We start from the raw sequence: 19126 nt of genomic DNA, 5'->3' as shown, positions 1-19126 counted from the left end.
CTCCTACTGCCGGGGAAGGGTATCGCCGGCGATACGTTGCATGTTCATTCTGCGCATCATGCCCCCTCCACCTGCCGGATACGTTCCCCTATCCATCGCATGACTGGCACAGCCATGCTGTTTCCGAGGGATTTGTATCTCGCTGAATCAGAAGCAGGCTTCCCATTGTGGGGAACGTCCGTCCAGCCATCGGGGAATCCCTGAAGGCGTTCGCATTCAAGCGGAGTGAGGCGGCGCACCTTCATCTCATAGAACAGAGTCTGGTCATTCGAGGTTGCCAGGGGGAGGCTTTTGTCTTGGGATAGCAGAGGGCCTTTCCCCCCTCCTGGTTTCCTCTCTCTCAGGCGCATGATTATGGTCGGCCCTCTGTCAGGACAGGGAGAGGCATCATATCCTTCGCTCGTCAGCGCCCCTGCCTTGTCTCCATACTGAGAAATTACGAGCTTTGATTCCTGAGCGTCGTTGTCAGCATAGGGCTTTGTCGTCAGCGGGACACAAACGAGATTGTGATACTCGTCCCCCGCTGGCCCGCTTGTTCCTTTTGCCCATTTGCAGCTCATTGCCTGACCTACTATCTCCGGGACATAGAATCCGGCTTGTGCCCTGTTATCGTCAGCGCCACCTGCTCCAAGGCATCCAGTAAGGGCCTGGGTAACGTCCTGCCTCTTTTTTCCGCCCGTCGGAGAATCCCGGCGCAGGCAGCCGGGCTCAAAAAGAACCGCTGCGGGATGTCTCCAGTCTGAAGAATGTCCGACAAGGAAGACTCGACGGCGGCGCTGGGGCACTCCGAAGAATTGAGCGTCAAGCACTCTCCATGCGAGATGATACCCGACACCATCCAGCGCCCGGATGAATGTCCCGAAGTCCCGTCCAGCCGCAGTGAAAAAAGCTCCGGGGACGTTTTCCCATAGAAACCACTTAGGCTTAATCTCTGCCACAAGCCGTACAAAGTGCATGGCCAGTCCGCTGCGGATGTCGGCCAGTCCGCCTCTTTTCCCGGCGATGGAGAATCCTTGGCAAGGAGTCCCACCGACCAGAAGGTCAACTGATCCACGGCAAACTTCCCCCCTTATTCTTGTCATGTCGCCCAGATTCGGTACATCTGGGAAATGATGCTTGAGGACTGAGCAAGGGAAGGGCGCGACCTCGGAGAATGCCACCGGGGTCCAGCCAAGACCCTTCCAAGCCACACTTGCGGCCTCGACGCCCGAACATAGCGAGAGATAGCGCATGCCAGACTTCCTCCACGCCTTTACTGTGCAGTCCTACTGCCGGGGAAGGATATCGTCGGCGAGAGGGGCTTTTTTGAGATGCGCCACGATCTCGCCCAGGGCCAGCGCGCCGAACTCCGCCACCTCGGACATACAAAGCGCTCCGGACGCGGAGCGGAAGCTCAGGTGCGATCCTGCAGCATCCCCGAAGGCGATCATCACGCAGATCATCCCGCGGGCGCCTTCCTGCTTGCCCCGATCCATGAACTCCTTGACGCCGCGCAGGATATCGGCGCGTTTCTGGCCGATGAAGGGGGAGATATCGTCGTCCATACTCACCTCGTAAGGTCAAAATATATTTCCGTCCCGCGCTCATCGCAGCCCGGGAAGGCACGCATCAGAGCCGTCACCAGTGTGTCCGTTGTCTGGCAGGCATAGCGCCATGCGCCCGTGCGGGCATAGAGCGGACAGGTGGCTCTGGCATCGTCCATAAGGGTCAGGGCCGCCGCCAGCATGGCGCAGGCCAGAAAAGCTCGGCGCTCAGGCGGCAGCCCTGTTTTTTTGAGGTAGGGGCGCAGGCGGTTCTCCATTTTTTCCAGCGCGTACTCGACCTCGCGCCGCCTCTTGACGCGGGCAGCGTACCCCGTGGCCACAACTGCCAGCCACTTGCAGATCTTGGTGTATTGCTCCGGAGCGGCCTTTTCAAAAATCGGCTTCCAGAGGCGCAGGACATGGAACAGGACAGAGATGGCCACCTTGCACTTTTGTGCCTGGCGCAGTTCCGGCAGGTCGGGGATCATATCCGCCACGGCCCGCAGCTTTGCCCGTTCTTCAGGAGACAGAGCGCCCATACTTCCTCCTACGCCACGGCTGCTGCCCGGCGCTGTCCAGCCTGCTGCAGGAATGCCAGCAGGGCACGATGGGTCATGCTCAGGCGCTGGGGCGGCAGGCCACGCAGGCGCACCAGATAGCTGGCTGTCTTGACAGAGGCCGCGGGCTTTGCATACAGTTCTTGGGACATAGCACTCTCCTTTGTGAGGGTTCAGGCCTCGGGCGGTACCAGCGCCCGGGGCCTTTTTTGTTATTCGGGGGATAGCTGGCGGTCATGGACCTCGCCCGCCAGCGTCACCAGCTGCATGATGGCCTCCACGGCCTCGTGGCTCAGGCGGCGCATCTCCTGCAGCTCTTCCGCCGTGATCTTGCCGTCCGCGATCTGCTCCGCCGCCGCCACGGCGAATTCCCCGAACTCGCGGATGCTGACGCTCAGGCCCGTGACAAGCTGCACCGGCCCGTCATCCGGGAGGCGCAGGGACACGAATGCACCGCCGCGCTGCCTGGCCAGGAAGACCAGCGGCAGATCGCTCTCGCAGACGTCCATGAGCGGCAGGAGCAGCTCCGCACCCAGCTTGTGGCCGGGCTGCTGCGAGAGCTCGCTCATCAGGGTGGGGTAGGGCTTGCCCACCAGGTCCGCCACAGTGCGGGCATCCAGGCCAGAGGGGGCCGCCTTGACCATGCCATGGACTACGGCCGTCAGCGAAGGATAGGGAGGACGGTTCATGCGAAAATCTCGTTATTGTTTGCGTGGTTCATTCATCGAAAATGCGATATGCGGAGACAATGACGCGGATCAGCGCGTGCGGGGCTTGGGGCCGGTGGGCACATCCTCGGCCCTGGGCAGGAGCTCCACGGGGATGTCCAGCCGGTAGCGCAGGACACGGTGATGCCGCACGGGCATGCGCTCGTTGCGCAAGCTCTTGCTGACGGAACGGCCAGATATGCCGAGGAATTTTCCAATAGATTCGAAGGTGATGCCGTGCTCCAGCATCCAGACCTTGAGCTTGAGGAAGCGCTGCTCTTGCCTGCCTGTGGGGGTTAAGATAAACTGCTGCATAAAATCCTCTTTTTGTTCGGCGGGGATATTGAATGTGTATGTATGTGGGGAAAATATGTATGATTCATACATATTTGTCAACGCAGATTCAGAGATGAAAATGAACAGAACAAATAATTCTGAATTATACGAGCGTGTTACGGCGGCGGGAAAATTTTTCGGCGGCCTGCCCGCATTCGCGGAGATGATCGGGGTCCAGTACCGCACCTTCCACGCCTACCTGAGCGCCAAGCGCCAGCACAACCTGTGGCCGCTGCTGCCCACCATGCTGGAGGCCTTTCCGCGCCTGTCGCGGCAATGGCTGTATTTTGGCGAAGGCCCCATGCTTATCGGGCACGGCACGCCCCTGGACAGGCCGGTGCCCCTGCAGGAGATCGCGGCCGCGGCCGAAGCCATGGCCGCCGAAGCGGGCGGGACCTGGGGCGATGTGCTGACCTACATCGTGGATGCCGCACGGGCGGAAGGGGAGAAGCGGGAGCCGGTGGCCGACAGCCGCCAGATCCAGGAGTTGCAGGAAAAGCTGCTGGCGGCGCAGGCAAAGATCATCCAGTTGCAGGATGAGCTGCTGACCAGGCAGAAGGAAGGGCACGCAGGCGCCCCCAAGGCCGCGCCTGCCCGCATTGGCGACAGTGCTGCCCATTTGTAGGGTGGCGGCAGTAGGAGGGGAGGAAAATGGCGCTTGTCCTTTGTCCGGAATGCAAGCGGGAGATCAGCAGCGAGGCAGGAACCTGTCCCCGCTGTGGCTATCATATCACCTCATCCCGGAGCCGTTTCTGGGCGAAGCTGTTCTGGTTTCTGTTCGTTTTGTTCAATGCCCTCATGCTGCTGTACGCTCTTTTCAACATAGGGCCGATGATTAACTCATGGGATCATCCCGAGCTGGGCAGGCAGAATCGTATCCTTTTTGAAGCAGGGCTGAAGCTGTGGGTCTGGGGCGACGTGATTCTCGGCATGCCTGCCATCTTGCAGTACCTGCGTTCCAAGTAAGGGAGGGAAAATGATGAGGCTCAAGAAAATTTGTGCGTTGGCTGTCTCTTTGTTGTTATTCCCCTGCCTTGGCCATGCCCAGACCGACGGCCAGCAGCTTATGCAAAAGATGGCAGCCGCCGTGGAGCAGTCCGGCAGCAAGCCTTACGCCATGCCGCTGGATGAGGCGGAGACAAAAGCCTTGGTGGAATACATGAAGGCCAAGTACAAAAAAGAATTCGGCAAAGAGCTGACCGATTTGCAGGCTGCCGTCTGGGGCGGTAGCGCCTGTGGTCTGATTGGAGGCATGAGCATGATCAAAAATGCCTTCAGCGGAAAAGGCAAAGCGGCACAACAGCCCAAGGAAGCCCCCAAGCCCAATGTGTGGCCATCCGGCATCAGCGAATATTCACCGAAACTGCTCATGGAGAGTTTTGAGGGCAATCAGTTTGCTGCCGAAAAGGAATTGTCCGCCAAAGAGATTCTTGTCTGGGGCGAGGTGGATAGCCTCGGCCGGCAGCGCTACTCCCCCACAGGGACTTACTCTGACGGCAGGGATCTGCCCTGCATGAAGCTCAAGGGACTTTTCCACGCCTATTTTGAGGACACGAACGGTCTGGATCTGGCCAAAGTCAACAAAGACAATGCGGCACTGCTGCTGTGCAGCAAGATTCATTACGGCAAGTTCTTTGTGCAGGGGATGTGCAAGCCGGTGGCTGTCGGCCAAATGGACAAAGATGGCACATTGCAGCCAATCTTTGTGGACAGGCCGCTTTACGACGATCTTCGCAAAGCCAAATAGTAAGAGCCCACCAGTTTCCTCATATGCAAAGACTATACACTGAAAAGCAACATATTCCTGGATAGCTAGCCAGATTTTAACTTAGGGAAACGACTATGGAAGTTGTCTTGCTGTTACTTGTCGTCCTTGGTGTGGTCTGGCTCATCCGGCAGCGCAAAAAATATGCTGTTCCCCAAGTGCCTGTGCCGGAAAAACGCCCCCCCATCAAGGCCCCTGCAAAAAACGTCAGACAGCCTGCGGAGCCGGACTGTCCTTTTTGCCTTGACGTGCAGGCAAACGAAGGCTTCGGCGTTTTTGAAAATTATGAGCGCTATCAGGCTGCCTTTGAGAAGACAATCCATGCGACGTCGTGCGGCAAGGCTGTCCTGGACAGACTGGATGCTCTGGTGGAAGCGGCCCCCCTTGCCGACCATGAGCTGCTGACAGAGGCCATCGAGGAGTGTTTTTTCCAGCAGTGCGCGTCCAAACACCCCGTGGCTGTGATGCGCCTGTTCGACAAGATGCAGCAGGAGCATCCCTGCATGGCGTTCGCCCTGCGGCATGGGGGGCTTGATGAAATGGTCGCCGCCTTCTGCGAAAGCCTCAGCAATCCTCTGCCGGAAAAGGGACGTGCCAAAACCATCGTGGGACTTTTGCAATCGGACCACCCGCTGGTCAAGGGAGCCCTGGCATCTTCTGCGGCCGATGTCGCCGACTGGCTGGACGGGGAGTGCGAGGAATTTTGGCCGGACTGGGAGGCCTGTACCCATAACGACATGCCCCCGGAAGATTTCATCGCGGGGGTGCTGGCCTGCCTGAAGGGAGAAAAAGACCCGTCCAGCCTGTAGCGCCGTTTTTCGGGGCTTGCCAAGTGGCGTGGGAATGGCTAGAAAGAAAGAAGGCGGCAGGTGCGCTAACACCCGCCGCCGTGGGCACATCCCCCGCGATTAACTGGATCGCAAGTTTTGGCCCGGTAAGAGTTGCACCTCCTACCGGGCTACTTGCGTCTTAGAGGTTCAACAAGCGAATCACCAAGGCCGCAAGGACGGCGGCCACAAAGGCAGCCAGCACGTCCCGGAGGAAGTGTTTCATGGGAGTACCCTCCTTTAGGAGGATGCGCCCGCCGATGGCCTAGCACAGACTTTTATAGGCTGCAAGAACTGGTTCTTGAACCAGGAAATTCTTAAAAATAAAAATCCCCGCCTGAGCGGGGAAAAAGAGGTTGCCTGCCTTAGCATGCACAGGTGAGCACCATGCCTGTGAGGTAGTCAGCTCCGTCGGGGATGCCGTATGCCCGGCGCGTGGCATTGCCCACACGATATCCCTGCCATTCGGCCACAGCCTCGGCCACGGCCTGCTCGAGTGCATGGCCACGATCAAGATAACAGCGAACGGTATCGGCAAACTGGCGGCCATGGCGGCTATCCAAAAAATCCCTGACCTCGGCCTCATCGCAGTGCGTAGCCTCCGTGATGAGGGTCAAGGCAATCGGCCAAGCGACCTCTGCGGGCTCTCCCACGGATCCAAAAAAACCATACCACGGGTTCTGAGATTCCAGCATTTATGACCTCCAGATAGATAGCTCTGAGTGGGGGGGAGAGTCCCCCCACGATTCTACGATCCCCTTCTCGCTCTCTGGATGGGCGTCTCAGGGTAGATGAGGGCACAGCATCCAGGGCCATATTTGCAGCGCCTGCAGTTGCCATCGCATTTTTCCCCATTCGCGTCGCGGTAGATCTCGGCGCATGCGGCCGCCCGGAAGGGATTCTCCCTATCGCTCGCGTCAGCGGGCTTCCAGGCCATGCAGGCCCTTCCTTTGCACTGTCCACCCAAAAAAGGGCATTCTTTCATCTTGGCTTCAACTTCAGGCAGGAACATTTTTCAACCTCTTGTATTTTATTGTTTTTTGCCATTCGGCATGTCTGTGTGTTCGCTCTTTCCCAGATGGGTTACAAGTCTTTTCTTGCTGATTTTATTCATTTTTTTAATAAAAAGCCGGGGTTTCCCCCGGCTCTCTTTTGCTACATCTGCTTGCGCTTTGCTGCATACGGATCCACAGGATGGAGGCGGATGCAACGCCCCGGGCGGTGCTTGCAGCTGGAGCAGTCCTCCTGGCATTCCGTCTGGTGTTCATCGAAGTAGAGCCCGGCACATTGCGTCATTCGGAACGCGGGATGACGTCCATCGCCCTCTTGGACGAATTTCCACGCCATGCAATCCCGCCCCAGGCACTGAGAGCCCAAAAAAGGACACATCTTTTTCTTGGCTTCACTTTCACAAATAAACATATTGCAACCTCTTGTATTTTATTGTTTTTTGCCATTCGGCATGTCTGTGTGTTCGCTCTTTCCCAGATAGGTTGCAAGTCTTTTCTTGCTGATTTTATTCATTTTTTTTGATTTTTATTCCCAGTCCAGGCCCCGCGTTGACGGCCCGGCGGCGCTGGCGCAGCAGCGTATGCTGATAGATCTGGAGAAGCATCCCTTCGTGTTTATGCCCCATCACCTCCGCGACGCATTTACGGTCAGCACCGTAATCCAGGGCGTGAGAGGCGAACGCATGGCGCAGATCATAGGGGCGGAGGCGTCGGCCGATCCCGGCTCTGCGCAGGGCGTTGTGCCATGCCCTGCTGATGGAAAGCACCGGACGGCCACGATAGTGGATGACGAACTCCACGCCTGCTGCGGCATCCGCCTGCTGCCAGCGCCGCAGCAGGGGCAGCAGATCATCACGGACAGGGATGCTCCGGGCCTCGAACTCAGCGCCCTTGCGGGCATTCGGCATACGGATCAGACGGCTATCGAGGTCAACATCCAGCCAGCGCAGCCGAAAAAGCTCGCTGGGGCCGATGCGCGGCCCCATCCCCATGCCCAGAGCAATCACCCGCTGCACATGCTCCGCAGCCACAGCGTACAGACGCCGAGCTTCCTGCAACGTCGGCGGATCAATTCTCTGGGAACGGACTGTAGGAATGCGCAACGCGGACAGGGCATTGCTGTCCAAATGCCGGCTGCGGCAGGCCCATGCCCATGCCCCCTTGAGGATAGCCGCCCTTCGGCTGACCGTGGCGGCGCCAGCCCCGCGCTGGCGCATTATCTCCATCCACGCCAGCACGTCGTCCACGCTGATGCAGTGCGCTTTTCGGTGCCCGTAGATGTCCGCAAAACTGCGGAGGTGCTGCATGGCCGTCGTCCGCGTGGACAGGCTCTGCCGGGCCTCGATATAGGCTGACAGCAACTCGGCCACGGTGAGCGTCCTCTCCGGCTGGCGTCCTTTGTATCTGGCTCGGCGCACCAAGGCTTTTTCACGTTCAAAAATAAGGCGCTGGACCTTCTCGAAGTCCAGCGCCTCCTGTTCGCTGTTGAAGGAGCGAACGCGCGGACGTCCACTCCATGGTTCCCGAAATTTACAAATCCAGGGCCTCTTCTTATAGGGCAAAAAAATCACAGGCATAGTACCCCTCCTTTCGGGCACTATGCGGGGGATTGTCTCTACCGTCAAAGCAGCCTGCCTTCCAATTCAGCCATGAGGGCCAAGGCCTCCCGTTTGGACATCCTGGGGCCTCGATGCCCCTGCAGCCTAATCCACCAGCGATTCGTCCAGCAACGACTGGCACTGACCGTGCCGCCTTGGCTGGAGGTCAGGCCGCGGCACACCCCCGGCAGGAGCCAGTGTAGGGGATTCAGGTCCCGCCGGTTCCAGGCCCATCCGATCCAGTTTGCCAGATCCACGGCCAGCCCGCGCAGCCCGGCCTGCAGAAAGCGGTCCTGCCAGAAGACGCAGTCCTCGGCCTGGATGCAGGCCCCATCGTGCGCCCACGCCCCGAAACTACGCACCGAGAAGCGGCTGCGGACGCCCCAGTTGCGGATCACGCAGCGGCGCATCAGCACACGCACGCCATCCTGCGCCTCCGGAGCGCGGCGGCCGATGTCGCGCACAATGCAGTCCTCCAGCACCAGCTCCGCGCCTGGGTCCGTCTCCGGGTAATCGCCATTGCCCCACAGGATGCCCTTACCCACTCTGGCCACGCGGGTCTCGCGCACCACGGCCCGGGCCCCGTCCACCCCGGAGAGGCCCTCGTCGAGCCTCTCCAGCGGCCAGCTGCCCAGATCCACCACACAGCGGCGGATGAGCACAGGCCCATCGCTGCCATAGACGGTGATGCCGTCACCCCCGGCGCTTATGGGCGCCGTGATGTACTGGTCCTCGATGATACGGCCGAAGCTGCCGGGCCCGTCATTGCTTGTCATCCAGAGCACCTCCCGTTGCATGCTTGACGCGATCCCGTTCTTCGGCCCGCTTGGCATTGTTGAATCGGTTCAGCGTGCCTACCAGGTAGCCGGTGATTCGCCGCACGCGCTCGAACGGCACGCCCTGGCCGCGGGACCGGTCATCAGAATCAGATCGCATAGGAGACCTCGACCTCCTGGACGGCAGCGACGCTGTCAGCCGCCTGGATGAGGGCCAGCAGCTCGTCCCGACGAGCCGCATGCAGCGCGAGGATAGTGTCAGGGCCATCAGGATCAACAGCAGCCAGGGAGGCAGCCGCCACCGACACCTCAGTCACGGAAGGGCTGGCGGCAGGCATGGTGAGGCTGGCGATGATGGCCGCATCGCAGGCAGACCTGACCTCCCGCTCCTTTTCTTCCTTCACCACAGACAGGGGCTTTTCCGGGCGCACCGTGACCGCACCATCCGGCAGCGGGCCGAGGTCTTCGGTGTAGCGGGGCTGGCTCTGCCAGTCGTCGCCTTCGGACGGCATCCAGTAAGGGGTGCCGCCCTGCTTGGTGCCCGTGCTGTCCAGATGCTGGCGGTGGTCTTCAACCAGATCCCATTTGGTCCCCGTCCAGCGAGCGGCATAACCCGTAGGGATGGCATCGGGCGGCGGCGTGGCTGTGGCGTAGGCGCTTTCCATAATGGTTTTATCTCCCACTCGTTGAGCAGGACGGGATCCCTGATATTCATGGGTTAGAGGATCAAACATATACATCACCTTTTCCATGATATTCTCCTATAATATTTTGATATTACTGGTTGAAAAAAGTTTTTCCGAAATTGGGCGCCGGGGAGTGAAGAAAAGGCTGGTATATTTAATCAGCCTGGACTGCCCAATATTACCGGTGGTTGGACAGGAGATTTTTCTTCTGGGCATTATGGAGCATTCTCTTCATCTCAAATGTCTTCTTATGGGATAGGAAATGGATCGTATGGTAAAATGAAAACAACAATGGATGCATCACGTTGCTCGCCCATTTACGGGAGAGCTACAACCGTTATGCCGTCCAGCATTAACCAGCCGATCATCCTATACTTAGGAAGACCTGCCTAAGTAGATAACAAGGGGCTGCCAAACATGTTGAGGGACATTCTGGGGGCCAGTCGGGATTGAAAGCGATGCATCAAAACCGAGTGATGTATTGGAACTCAAATAACTACCATCCCAATGACTAAAAACTTGTGATCCACCTGACGGCTTCAGTGCGCCAGTGCCATTGCGCGATCCTGCATGGGTGAAATTGATATTACCTGTAATATTTCGGATTTCATCCCGCCCCCACCCCCCTGCTTGGGAGTCCGCTCCCGGCGCCCAATTTCGGAAAAACCTTTGGCCCCTCCGTAACCACCGGCCAGGGCTAGACTTTTGGGGATGCCGCAAGTCTTTCCGAAATTGGGCGCCGGGAGCCGACACGACAGCCGGAACGTGGCTCGCTGATACTGGGCGTAACGCTACGGGCGTGGTAGGGGCTCTCGACTCCGATGTACTGCCGTCCGGCGTGTTTTTTACAAATGGACGGGGGCTGACTGCTGTTAGCTCTGGCGATCGGTCAATCGTTAAAATGGATCTGTCGAAACAGTGGAAAGGCCATGTTGGAACGGAATTTTCTCCCGAGCACATCTGGCAACCTGCCATTTTGTATCTAGGCAGGCCTGCCCAAGTATAGGCAAAGGGGCTGCCAGATATGTTGAGGCGCAGTCTCACCTCCAGAATAGCGCTCACCCAAATTGGAGCTATTAAGCTGGAGTGTGCCACCATAGCTTGTAGAACCACCTTGGATAGCAGTCGTGCTTTGGTTAAAGGCCAATGCGCCTGAATTAGAGCCGCTGTTGCCATAGGTATAAATCTGGCCAGTTATCACACGCATCGTATCCAGTACATGTGTGCCGGCTCCGTTTCCTTCGCCCGGCCCCCAATTTCGGAAAAACTGCTCGCTTAGGGCAGGAGTGTATAATCCCGTAGGGATGGAGGCATTGGGCCGCCACTTGCCAAGGTTGGATTTCTGGGTCTCCACATCGGCATCCCAGCCCATGAGCATACCCTCGAATCCTCCGGCCTCGTAGATTTCCTTGAGTTCCGGCCAGTCGTTGAAGTAGATCAGGTCGCCATTGGCCCAACAATGGTTGTCGGGCAGTTCCGTACTGCGCCAGTAACGGGGCACGCCGATCCACGACTTGCGCCATGCTTCCATGTAGTCGTTGCTCTGCTGCAGCACCTTCAGCACGCCATCTTCCACAGTGCAGGTGGTGCCGTCGGGCCGCATGATGCCGTTTTGCTTCGACGTCGCCACCAGCACGGAAAGCAGCCCTTCGGGCGTGATGTTCAGACCATCACCGATCTGCACCAGACCAGTCTCGGTTTTGCTGGCCACAGGGACCTGCACGCCGATGATCTTGAGAATGGCCTCATAAAGCTGGCCCAGGTCATCAGCGCTGGGGGTGAGCCCGGCCTTTTTGATGACCTCTACGATCTCGCGCTGGGGATGTTCCACGGCCTCGGCAGGCACGGCGCTGCCGCGGACCTTGCCGGGCTGGCCGGTGACGTACTTGGCATCGGGGTCCTGGGATCCGGCGGGGGGATTGTATTTCATGCTATTCTCCTTCTTGGTAGGTAAAGGTCAGCAGGGTGTGGGCCAGCTTGTCGCGCAGCATGACGCACTCCAGGGAGGCGGCGGCGCGCCAGTCCATGAGCAGCTCACCGCACAGGCTCTCGCCGCAGCGGAAGCGGAGCAGACGGTCGCCGTGGACGATGACGTTCCACCACCAGCGGATCTCCGGCACGGCCAGATAGCCGATCTCGGGATGGGCCTGGATCTCCTCCGGCGTCAGGCCGGACGGGTCAGCGCACTGGTGGATGCCGCAGCAGAAAGGCCAGTGCTCCTCGATGGTCACGTCGTACTCCAGCGAGTCGGCCACGCCGTACCAGTAGGCCAGATCCTGACGTCCCTCGTCGCGCAGCTTTGCCAGCACGGCGCTGCGGCGCTCCTGCAGGGTGGTCCCGGCGGGCAGGCAGGCATCAGGCAGGCCAAGGACGCGCTCCCAGTCCTCCAGCCCGGCGATGGCGCTTGTGGGCAGGATCTCCATGAGCAGCAGGCGCATGGCCATATCCAGGCGCTCCAGCTCATCCGCCGAAGCCTGCAGCACCGCGGTCAGCACGGCGCCCGGAGCACGGGTCCAGGCCTGGCCCTGCGGCAGCAGGTGCTGGAGCATGCGCAGGTAGTCGGCAGCGGAGCGGGCGCGCAGATCAGTCTCAGGCATGGCTCTCCACCTCGCCTTCAAAGACCACCTGCGTGAGCCGCGGCAGGTAGGCCGCAGGCACCACCACGTCCTCGGCAGGCTCCAGCAGTTCATGATCCTGCTCGCCGGGGGTCAGGGACACAGCCTCGGAGATATGCGAGCGGTAAAGCACGCTGTCCGGAGCGCCCTCGCGGGAAAAGACGTCCTCGATCTCGGCCCGGACAGCGTCGCGCAGAGCCTCCGTGTCCGGAGAGATGCGCAGGCGCACGGTCACATCCAGCGGCTCGGGGGCGAACACGGCCAGTTCTTTGACCGTGGCCGGGCGCAGCGGCTCGATGTGCTCCTGCACGCGCTGCACCATCTCTTCCGAGGGGAACGGGTCCTCCTGGGCGTCACAGACAAAGCAGACGCCCACGGTGCCGATGCCCATATGCATGGGATAGCACCAAGCCCTGGTCACGCCCGGCACCTCCCTGGCCCAGCGCACATAGTCAGCCATGCTGCCGCCGCGGGGCGGCTGGCGCAGGCGTTCCAGGACCCGGGCACGCAGGGCATCGTCGCTCTCGGCATCCGCGCCGCCCGTCAATCCCCCTGTCTGCACCACGGCCACGCTCTCCACACCGGCGATGGGAGAGAGCAGCTGCAGCTGTTCCCCGGCGTCCAGGTTACCGGCGGCGCCGGTCTCCACGGCGATCACGCGCACCAGGGCGCTGCCGTCGGCGATGACAGCCCTGTCCTCCAGGCCATACTGCAGCCCACTGGCCTGATGCTGCAGCAGGGTCCCGGCCGGGATCACGGCGCCGTCTTGTCCGGTGAAGACCACGTCGCCCGCGGCCGCGGCGGCAGGCAGACGGGAGAGGTTCCAGACCCCGGCCCAGCGCTCCATGTATTCGCCCTCGGCCGTGTCCACAAAAACTTGCAGGTAGAGCCAGGCCAGCACGCTGTGCAGCGTATGACAGGCCCCGGCCCAGACTTTTGCCAGCACCGCCAGCACGGAGCGGCGGAGCAGCGTGGCGCCATCCAGCAGGCGGCCAGAAAAATCACGGGCGATGCGCTCGTGCAGACTGGTGAGGGTCGGACGGTCCCAAGCCATGGCAGCCTCCTATGCCTCCAGCCGGACGCTTACCGGCTGGGCTTGCTGATAATCGTAGATGAAACGCCACTCGCGGCCCGGGTCATCGCTGCCGGAGGGCTGCACGGCCACACTGATACCCAGGTGCCCCGGCTGCACACGCTCCACGCTGACACTCAGGGAGCTGACATGCCCCTCCCTGGTCAGCCAGGCCAGCGCCTCTTCCGCATACTGCCGGGCACGGGCCACTACGCTGTCCAGATCTTTCTCCCGCCAGAGCAGCCAGAGCCGGGAGCCGATGCTCTCCAGCGTCTGCTCGCCCTGGGCATCGGGCAGGCAGTCTCCCCACCAGCCTCGCCGGTCGCTGGACACGCCCACACGCTCATCGGGCAGGGGATCGTCGTCATGTGCCCGTGCGTCCGTAAACAGAGAGATGATCACCGCCGTCATCAGGCCATCGTCGCCCTGCAGGTCGGCCAGAGGCCCGGAGAGCAGAGCGTCGAACAGGCCGTTCTCCTGGTCGAAATGCAGACAGATATCCATGCTATCCTCCCACGGGGCTGGCCGTCGTATCGCTCCCGGCCTGTACGCCCGCATGCACATGCCGGGTCAGGGAGACGGCACCGCCATTGCTTTGCAGATCCTGCGAAGCCACGATGCCGCCGGTGAGCTGTGCCGTGACAGCGCCGTCGCCCTGGCCGCCAAAAGCCAGCGCCCCGGTGGCAAACCGTGTACTGGCGGTCTCTACCTGCACGCTCTGGTCGGCCTGGATGCTGAAATTCTTGGTCTCGATGCGCACGTCATCCTCGGCCTTGAGCACGAAATGCTTGGTGGTCACCTCGATGGTGCGCTCGCGCTTGAGGTGGATGCGGTCGCCTTCGTCCGTGTAGATCACCACCTCGCCGTCCTTGAGGGCCTGCACGCGGTAGCGTCGGTCATCCACGGCCAGCACCACGGGATGCGAGCGGTCCGCACCCACGAACAGCACCACAGCCTCGGCCCCGGCATGGGGAACGGAGGAAAAACCGTACTGCTGGGCACGCTCGGCATCGTCCAGGACCTCGCCATCCAGCAGCTCCAGCTGGGTGGACTGCCATTTGTGGGCATCGCGCACCAGCGAGATGACGCCACGCGCCACGATGTTGCGCATGCGGCGGGACAATCGCTCCAGAAGACGAATCGTTTGACGGTCGCTCATTTGATGGCCTTTTGCCGTGCCGCGGCGTCTTGAGCCAGACGGGTCTGCAGGTCCACTTCCTTCTCCATTTTGGCATCGCCGCCACCGCTGCCGGAGCCGCCCTTTTCCTCTTTTTTGGGCTCGGGCTTGAAGGCGGCCGGGTCGCGCAGGGTGAGGCGGGTGGTACTGCCTGACGTGGCGTCACGCCGGAACTCCACCCCGGCCACCAGCAGGCGCTGGCTGATGCGCAGATAGGGAAGGTCCACATCGGCCATCTGGTTGAGCTGCCAGAGGGGGCCGGACTGCTCCCGCCCCACGCCCTGCTGCCGGAAACCCTGCACCGTGGCCGTGACGGTCACGGCCCGGGCGGCCCGCACGCTGCATTCCCATGCGGCCCGCTGGTGCGCGTTGCTGCTGTCCCCGGACTGCTCGGCCCGGATCAGCATGGGCCGGTAACGCTGCACGGCCTGGTCGCGGTACTGGCCGCGCACGGCGCAGGCATCCTTGCCCCAGCCCTTGTCCGTGCCGGGCTTCTGGCCCTTGACGATGTAGTCGCTGAAGCGGTCGGCCATGTCGAACTGTCCCTCGGCCGAAAGGATGTTCTCCCCCTGCCGCAGGCTGCCGCTGGCTGTGCCCGCTCCGGCCTTGAGCAGCACGATGCCGCCCTTGCCGTCCGGGCAGGCCATGAGCTCCCGCTGGCGCAGGGCACGGTCCAGGGCCTCGAAGGCGGTCTCGCCTTCCTCGAGCTTGAAGCTGGCAATGGGCGCGCCCACGTCGCCCTCGGCCGTGACGTTCACCCCGAAGGGGCTGGCCAGAGCTTGGGCCAGCTGGAGCACGGTGCAGTTGAGCCACTGCCCGGGGCTGTGGATGGCAGCGCAGTCCACCAGATCGGCGCTCCTGTCGCGTCCGGTGACGCTGATGCCGTGCGCCGTGGCGGAGAATGAGGGGCGGACCTGGTCGATGTAGCCATCGATGACCTGCTCGCCGCCGATGAGGATCTGGCAGGCCATGCCCGCAGCGATGGGCAGCGCCTGGGCGCCGCCGATCCATTTGTCGGCCAGCGCGAGGGAGAATGTCCCGGCGATGGCATCCATCTGGCGGGTGACCTGCACGGAGGTCCAGTAGGTCCAGTCCACGCCATCGATGCGCAGGGTGATGTCGTCAGCCACGCAGCACCTCCAGCGGTTCTACCGGCACGAAGCCCGGATGGATGAGGCGGTTACGGGCCACCAGATCCGCCTCCAGGTCCACGCCGCCGCTCTGGCGGTAGCAGAGGGCCAGCGAAGGCAGCACACAGGCCGGGGTGATGGTCACCACCTCCGGTGCCCGCCGGGCGGCCTCGGCCAGTGTGGCCAGAGTACCGGAACGCAGGCTGGCCAGAGAGGCGGCCAGTTGGATCTCCGTGCGGCTCACGCTGCTGGCCTGCGTCATGTCCGGGATAACCGGCTCCAGCGCCGAAACCTCATCCATCGCATCAAGAAAATCGTAGCGCAGCTGTTGTGCCTCGCTCCGGCTGGCGGGCTGGGCCGTGGTGGCGGCACGGGCCGATTCCACCAGGGCCAGACGGCGCACCAGGCTCTCCACAGCCTGACCGTTGCTCTGGATCACCGCACGCTGGGAGCCCACGTTGTCCGGCACGGTCTGCAAAAAGTCAGTGCGGGCCACACTGGCCCAGCGTCCGGACACGGCCGCATCAGAGAGCCCGGACTGCCCGCCGATGTCCTGCAGCACGCTCCAGAGATGCTGACCCACGCTGGCCAGCGGCATGAGATCATAGCCCGTGGCCGCGCCCAGCAGATCCGCCACAGTGGAGACATCGCCGTGCATGATGGCCTGCACCGTGCTCACGGCATCCACGATGAGGCTGTAGGTCTGGCTGACAGCCCATTCAGCCTGCCCGGCCAGGCGCAGGACGCTGTCGAAGCTGTCGCAGGCCAGCAGGCCCGCCGTCCCCGCTTCCAGGCGGGCCCGGAGCCCCTGGTTGACGCTGGCGGCCGGGCTGTTGGGCTCGGTATCGCGGCAAAAAAAGAGCTGGAAGACGGCCATGCCGCCATCCTGGGCGCTGTGCCGGACCTTGTAGGGGGCTGTCTGGCTGACCTGCACCTCGCCGTACCAGGGATGCACCAGCGTACCCGTCCCCGGCTGTTGCAGGGCAGCTTCCAGCGCGTCGCGGCGGCTCATGTAATCACTGCCCAGCACGAAGGCCTGGACCGTGAAGCGCCGCGGCGCACCGCCCAGATCTTCCACGTAGGGAGCCTCGCGCTGGGGGAATTCATGCGTCACCGTGCGGCGGCCGCCCTCGCTTTCATCCGCCGTGACCCCGAAGGACACGCCCCGGAAGCTGGCGGCCCGAAGCTGCATTTTCCACAGATCCATCAGATGGCTCCTGCGTTGAGGACCCCGGCCTCGGCCACATCGCCGCGCACATCCAGGCCGCGGCCCTGGCCTTCGCCTTCAAGGCGCATGCCCTCGGGGGCGATGATGCGCACCGTGTTTTCCTGCCGGATGACCTGCTCGCTGTGGCTGGATTGCATCAACGGACGGACGCTGTTGCCCAGGTCGAGCGGCTGCCCGGCTGTGGGGAATCGCTGTTGTGCCGCCATGTCCGGAGCGTCATCATCGCCGCCGAACCAGCTGCCGATTGCACTGACGCCCTTGTCGATCCAGCCCGTGAGCTGCTGCCACCCCTGCTTGATGCCCCGGAGCAGCCCATCGATCCACTGACCGCCGATGCTGTAGAGGTCCACACCGGTGAGGGTGGCCACCAGTTCATTGAGTCCATCCGCGATCCAGCGGGCCGGAGTAAAACTGACAAGCCATTTTATGACACCCTGCAGCCAGCCCTGCTCGAAGGCTGCCTTGACCCCGGCACAAAGGTTTTGGAAATAAGCGTACAAGCCATCCCAGTTTTTGTAGATGGCATAGGCCGCTCCGGCGAGGGCAGCCACTAACCAGCCTACGGGAGTGGCGAGCATGGCCATGCCCAGCTGACCGAAGGCCATAGCCAGCGAGCCCAGGGCCAGCAGGGCCTTGCCGGAGATGAGGACCACCAGCCCCAACAGCACATTGCTCCAGCCGCCGCAGAGGTCGGCCACGCGCTGCAACAGGGAGGCAAGCCGTTTCAGCCCTTCAAAAAATCCTTCCACAGATGCCCAGACCTCGTTGAGGTTGAGCCCGTTCACCCATTCCTCAAATCCGGCGGACATGATGTCGCGCTGCACCTGCAGCCAGGCCTGGAATTTGTCCAGCAGTTTGGTCAGCGAGGGCAGGAAGGCAGTGCCCAGCGTAAGACCAAGCCCCCGGAAGGTGGCTTTGACACGGTTGATGGCGGAGCCGTACTCGAGGGCGGACTCGAGGGCCTCATCCGAGAGGACGAGCCCCAGTTCCCGGGCCTCTTTGCGCATGGCCAGCAGGCCCTCGCGGCCATTTTTGAGCAGATCCAGGAGGCGGGCGCCTTCCTCGCCGCCCAGCTGGTTCATGATGCCCGCGGCCTTGCCCATCTCGCCAGCCTCGCGCATTTTTTTGACGCGGTCGGCCAGCTCCAGCAGGAGCGTATCCGCGTTCTTGAGCTCGCCCCTGGCATTTTTGGCGCTGATGCCCATGAGCTGGAGCATCTCGATATCGCCCTTTTCGCCGCGGGCCGCATTGACGGCCCGCTCCTGCAGGGTGAGCATCAGGCTGGCCAGCTCATCGGCCTCGGCTCCTGCCAGATTGGCAGCACCGGCGTACTCCTGCCAGTTGCCGGTGGACAGGCCCACCATACTGGCGAATTTGCTGGCCTCGGCGGCTGCCGTGGCAGCTTCGGTGCCCAGGGCGAAGGCGCCCCCACCGGCAGCGCCGAACAGCAGGGACAGGCGCCCCGCCAGAGCGCCCAGACGCTCCAGCCCCGCCTGCCCCTGCTGCACCATGCCCTGGAGCTTGTCCCGCACGTTGCCGATGCTGCCGGAAAGGCGCTGCAGGCCCGTCACCCTGGAAAAGCGGCCCAGAGCCTGGCGCGCCTTCTCGGTGCGATCCCGGACCCCGTCCATAGCCTGCTCGATGCGGCGGAACGGTCCCGAGACACGCTCCACGGCATTGATGATCAGGTCAAACCGGCTCTGCTTGCCCTCGGCCATCAGTCATGCTCCATGAGTTTTTGCAGTTTTTTGGTTCGCTCAGCCCACCAGGCCAGATCACGGGCGGTCATCCGCTCCAGCTCCGAGGGGGGCCAGTGGTACAGCCAGGCCAGCAGGGTCAGAGCGTCATCCCAGTCGGCTGGCCACTCCCGAAAAAAGCGCCGATAACGCCGGAGAGCTCGGTGAAATCGGACAGGTCCATAGTGTTGAGCACGCTGGGCGGCAGGGCCACCAGGCGGGAGGCCACGGTGATGATGTCGTCGAACGTGAGCTCGCTGATCTTGACGCCGCGCAGGTCGCCCGCCGTGGGGCGGCGGGTGATGCGCAGCTCGGTGATGGTCTCGGCGCCGTGGGTCAGCGGCACGGTCAGCTTGATGACGATGGGTTCCATATGACGCTCC

General features: G+C 61.9%; 25 protein-coding genes. 4 read left to right on the top strand and 21 right to left on the bottom strand.

Going from position 1 to position 19126, the window contains the following annotated elements; genetic code table 11:
- Positions 1-56 precede the first annotated feature (56 nt).
- The 6 genes from ACQRAG_RS08060 to ACQRAG_RS08035 all read right to left on the bottom strand — a co-directional run bounded on the left by ACQRAG_RS08060 (position 57) and on the right by ACQRAG_RS08035 (position 3102).
- A complete protein-coding gene (locus ACQRAG_RS08060; RefSeq protein ID WP_329967883.1) occupies positions 57-1232 on the bottom strand; it encodes a DNA cytosine methyltransferase in 1176 nt (391 codons plus the stop codon).
- 33 nt (positions 1233-1265) lie between these two features.
- Positions 1266-1544: a hypothetical protein gene (locus ACQRAG_RS08055; RefSeq protein WP_329967881.1), complete on the bottom strand. Its 279-nt coding sequence runs from the start codon at positions 1542-1544 to the stop codon at positions 1266-1268.
- Positions 1545-1546: 2 nt separating this feature from the next.
- On the bottom strand, positions 1547-2062 hold the full coding sequence (locus tag ACQRAG_RS08050) for a hypothetical protein (protein WP_297231050.1): 516 nt from the start codon (positions 2060-2062) through the stop codon (positions 1547-1549).
- A gap of 8 nt (positions 2063-2070) precedes the next feature.
- Entirely contained in the window at positions 2071-2232 is a 162-nt protein-coding gene (locus tag ACQRAG_RS08045) for a hypothetical protein (RefSeq protein ID WP_204626380.1), read from the bottom strand.
- A 60-nt stretch (positions 2233-2292) separates the two neighbouring features.
- A complete protein-coding gene (locus ACQRAG_RS08040) occupies positions 2293-2769 on the bottom strand; it encodes a phage regulatory CII family protein (protein WP_427804086.1) in 477 nt (158 codons plus the stop codon).
- A gap of 69 nt (positions 2770-2838) precedes the next feature.
- A complete protein-coding gene (locus ACQRAG_RS08035) occupies positions 2839-3102 on the bottom strand; it encodes an XRE family transcriptional regulator (protein ID WP_297231046.1) in 264 nt (87 codons plus the stop codon).
- 100 nt (positions 3103-3202) lie between these two features.
- On the opposite strand from ACQRAG_RS08035, the gene ACQRAG_RS08030 reads away from it, so the two are divergent.
- From ACQRAG_RS08030 to ACQRAG_RS08015, 4 genes are all read left to right on the top strand, one after another.
- Positions 3203-3748: a hypothetical protein gene (locus ACQRAG_RS08030; protein ID WP_302556673.1), complete on the top strand. Its 546-nt coding sequence runs from the start codon at positions 3203-3205 to the stop codon at positions 3746-3748.
- Positions 3749-3774: 26 nt separating this feature from the next.
- The gene (locus tag ACQRAG_RS08025) at positions 3775-4089 is read left to right on the top strand and encodes a hypothetical protein (RefSeq protein WP_427804085.1); all 315 of its coding nucleotides are present in this window, start codon (positions 3775-3777) and stop codon (positions 4087-4089) included.
- A 10-nt stretch (positions 4090-4099) separates the two neighbouring features.
- The gene (locus ACQRAG_RS08020; RefSeq protein ID WP_427804084.1) at positions 4100-4870 is read left to right on the top strand and encodes a hypothetical protein; all 771 of its coding nucleotides are present in this window, start codon (positions 4100-4102) and stop codon (positions 4868-4870) included.
- 95 nt (positions 4871-4965) lie between these two features.
- Positions 4966-5697: a hypothetical protein gene (locus tag ACQRAG_RS08015; RefSeq protein WP_329968598.1), complete on the top strand. Its 732-nt coding sequence runs from the start codon at positions 4966-4968 to the stop codon at positions 5695-5697.
- 383 nt (positions 5698-6080) lie between these two features.
- Here ACQRAG_RS08015 and ACQRAG_RS08010 read toward each other — a convergent pair whose 3' ends face one another.
- The 15 genes from ACQRAG_RS08010 to ACQRAG_RS07940 form a co-directional block, all read right to left on the bottom strand.
- Positions 6081-6410, bottom strand: a complete 330-nt coding sequence (locus ACQRAG_RS08010) for a hypothetical protein (protein WP_303951409.1) — start codon at positions 6408-6410, stop codon at positions 6081-6083.
- A gap of 821 nt (positions 6411-7231) precedes the next feature.
- A complete protein-coding gene (locus tag ACQRAG_RS08005) occupies positions 7232-8302 on the bottom strand; it encodes a tyrosine-type recombinase/integrase (protein ID WP_427804083.1) in 1071 nt (356 codons plus the stop codon).
- Between the two features lie 44 nt (positions 8303-8346).
- Positions 8347-9099 carry a hypothetical protein gene (locus ACQRAG_RS08000; protein WP_303951405.1) on the bottom strand — a complete coding sequence of 251 codons (753 nt, stop codon included), beginning with the start codon at positions 9097-9099 and terminating at the stop codon, positions 8347-8349.
- A complete protein-coding gene (nrdD, locus tag ACQRAG_RS07995) occupies positions 9086-9259 on the bottom strand; it encodes an anaerobic ribonucleoside-triphosphate reductase (protein ID WP_412389598.1) in 174 nt (57 codons plus the stop codon). Before nrdD ends, ACQRAG_RS08000 begins: the two co-directional genes overlap by 14 nt.
- A complete protein-coding gene (locus ACQRAG_RS07990) occupies positions 9249-9764 on the bottom strand; it encodes a phage tail protein (RefSeq protein WP_427804082.1) in 516 nt (171 codons plus the stop codon). Before ACQRAG_RS07990 ends, nrdD begins: the two co-directional genes overlap by 11 nt.
- 1003 nt (positions 9765-10767) lie before the next feature.
- Entirely contained in the window at positions 10768-11715 is a 948-nt protein-coding gene (locus ACQRAG_RS07985) for a hypothetical protein (protein ID WP_427805310.1), read from the bottom strand.
- A gap of 1 nt (position 11716) precedes the next feature.
- A complete protein-coding gene (locus ACQRAG_RS07980; protein ID WP_303740484.1) occupies positions 11717-12382 on the bottom strand; it encodes a YmfQ family protein in 666 nt (221 codons plus the stop codon).
- The gene (locus ACQRAG_RS07975; protein ID WP_297138068.1) at positions 12375-13454 is read right to left on the bottom strand and encodes a baseplate J/gp47 family protein; all 1080 of its coding nucleotides are present in this window, start codon (positions 13452-13454) and stop codon (positions 12375-12377) included. The genes ACQRAG_RS07980 and ACQRAG_RS07975 overlap by 8 nt, the downstream gene beginning before the upstream one ends.
- Positions 13455-13463: 9 nt before the next feature.
- Positions 13464-13976, bottom strand: coding sequence for a phage GP46 family protein (locus tag ACQRAG_RS07970; protein ID WP_303740483.1), 513 nt, complete (start codon positions 13974-13976; stop codon positions 13464-13466).
- Position 13977: 1 nt separating this feature from the next.
- Positions 13978-14631, bottom strand: coding sequence for a phage baseplate assembly protein V (locus ACQRAG_RS07965; protein WP_418741499.1), 654 nt, complete (start codon positions 14629-14631; stop codon positions 13978-13980).
- On the bottom strand, positions 14628-15779 hold the full coding sequence (locus ACQRAG_RS07960; protein ID WP_297230813.1) for a phage baseplate assembly protein: 1152 nt from the start codon (positions 15777-15779) through the stop codon (positions 14628-14630). The genes ACQRAG_RS07965 and ACQRAG_RS07960 overlap by 4 nt, the downstream gene beginning before the upstream one ends.
- Positions 15772-16986: a DNA circularization protein gene (locus ACQRAG_RS07955; protein ID WP_427804080.1), complete on the bottom strand. Its 1215-nt coding sequence runs from the start codon at positions 16984-16986 to the stop codon at positions 15772-15774. Before ACQRAG_RS07955 ends, ACQRAG_RS07960 begins: the two co-directional genes overlap by 8 nt.
- A complete protein-coding gene (locus ACQRAG_RS07950) occupies positions 16986-18725 on the bottom strand; it encodes a hypothetical protein (protein WP_427804079.1) in 1740 nt (579 codons plus the stop codon). The genes ACQRAG_RS07955 and ACQRAG_RS07950 overlap by 1 nt, the downstream gene beginning before the upstream one ends.
- Complete coding sequence (locus ACQRAG_RS07945; RefSeq protein ID WP_366937114.1) at positions 18725-18829, bottom strand: GpE family phage tail protein; 105 nt, start codon at positions 18827-18829, stop codon at positions 18725-18727. The genes ACQRAG_RS07950 and ACQRAG_RS07945 overlap by 1 nt, the downstream gene beginning before the upstream one ends.
- A 14-nt stretch (positions 18830-18843) precedes the next feature.
- Positions 18844-19116: a phage tail assembly protein gene (locus tag ACQRAG_RS07940; RefSeq protein ID WP_006005120.1), complete on the bottom strand. Its 273-nt coding sequence runs from the start codon at positions 19114-19116 to the stop codon at positions 18844-18846.
- Positions 19117-19126 lie beyond the last annotated feature (10 nt).

It is taken from the genome of Desulfovibrio sp. SGI.230 (genome assembly GCF_050313065.1).
Classification (GTDB): domain Bacteria; phylum Desulfobacterota; class Desulfovibrionia; order Desulfovibrionales; family Desulfovibrionaceae; genus Desulfovibrio.
Note: the sequence above shows the minus strand (reverse complement) of the source record. Positions and strands in the feature narration are given on the sequence as shown.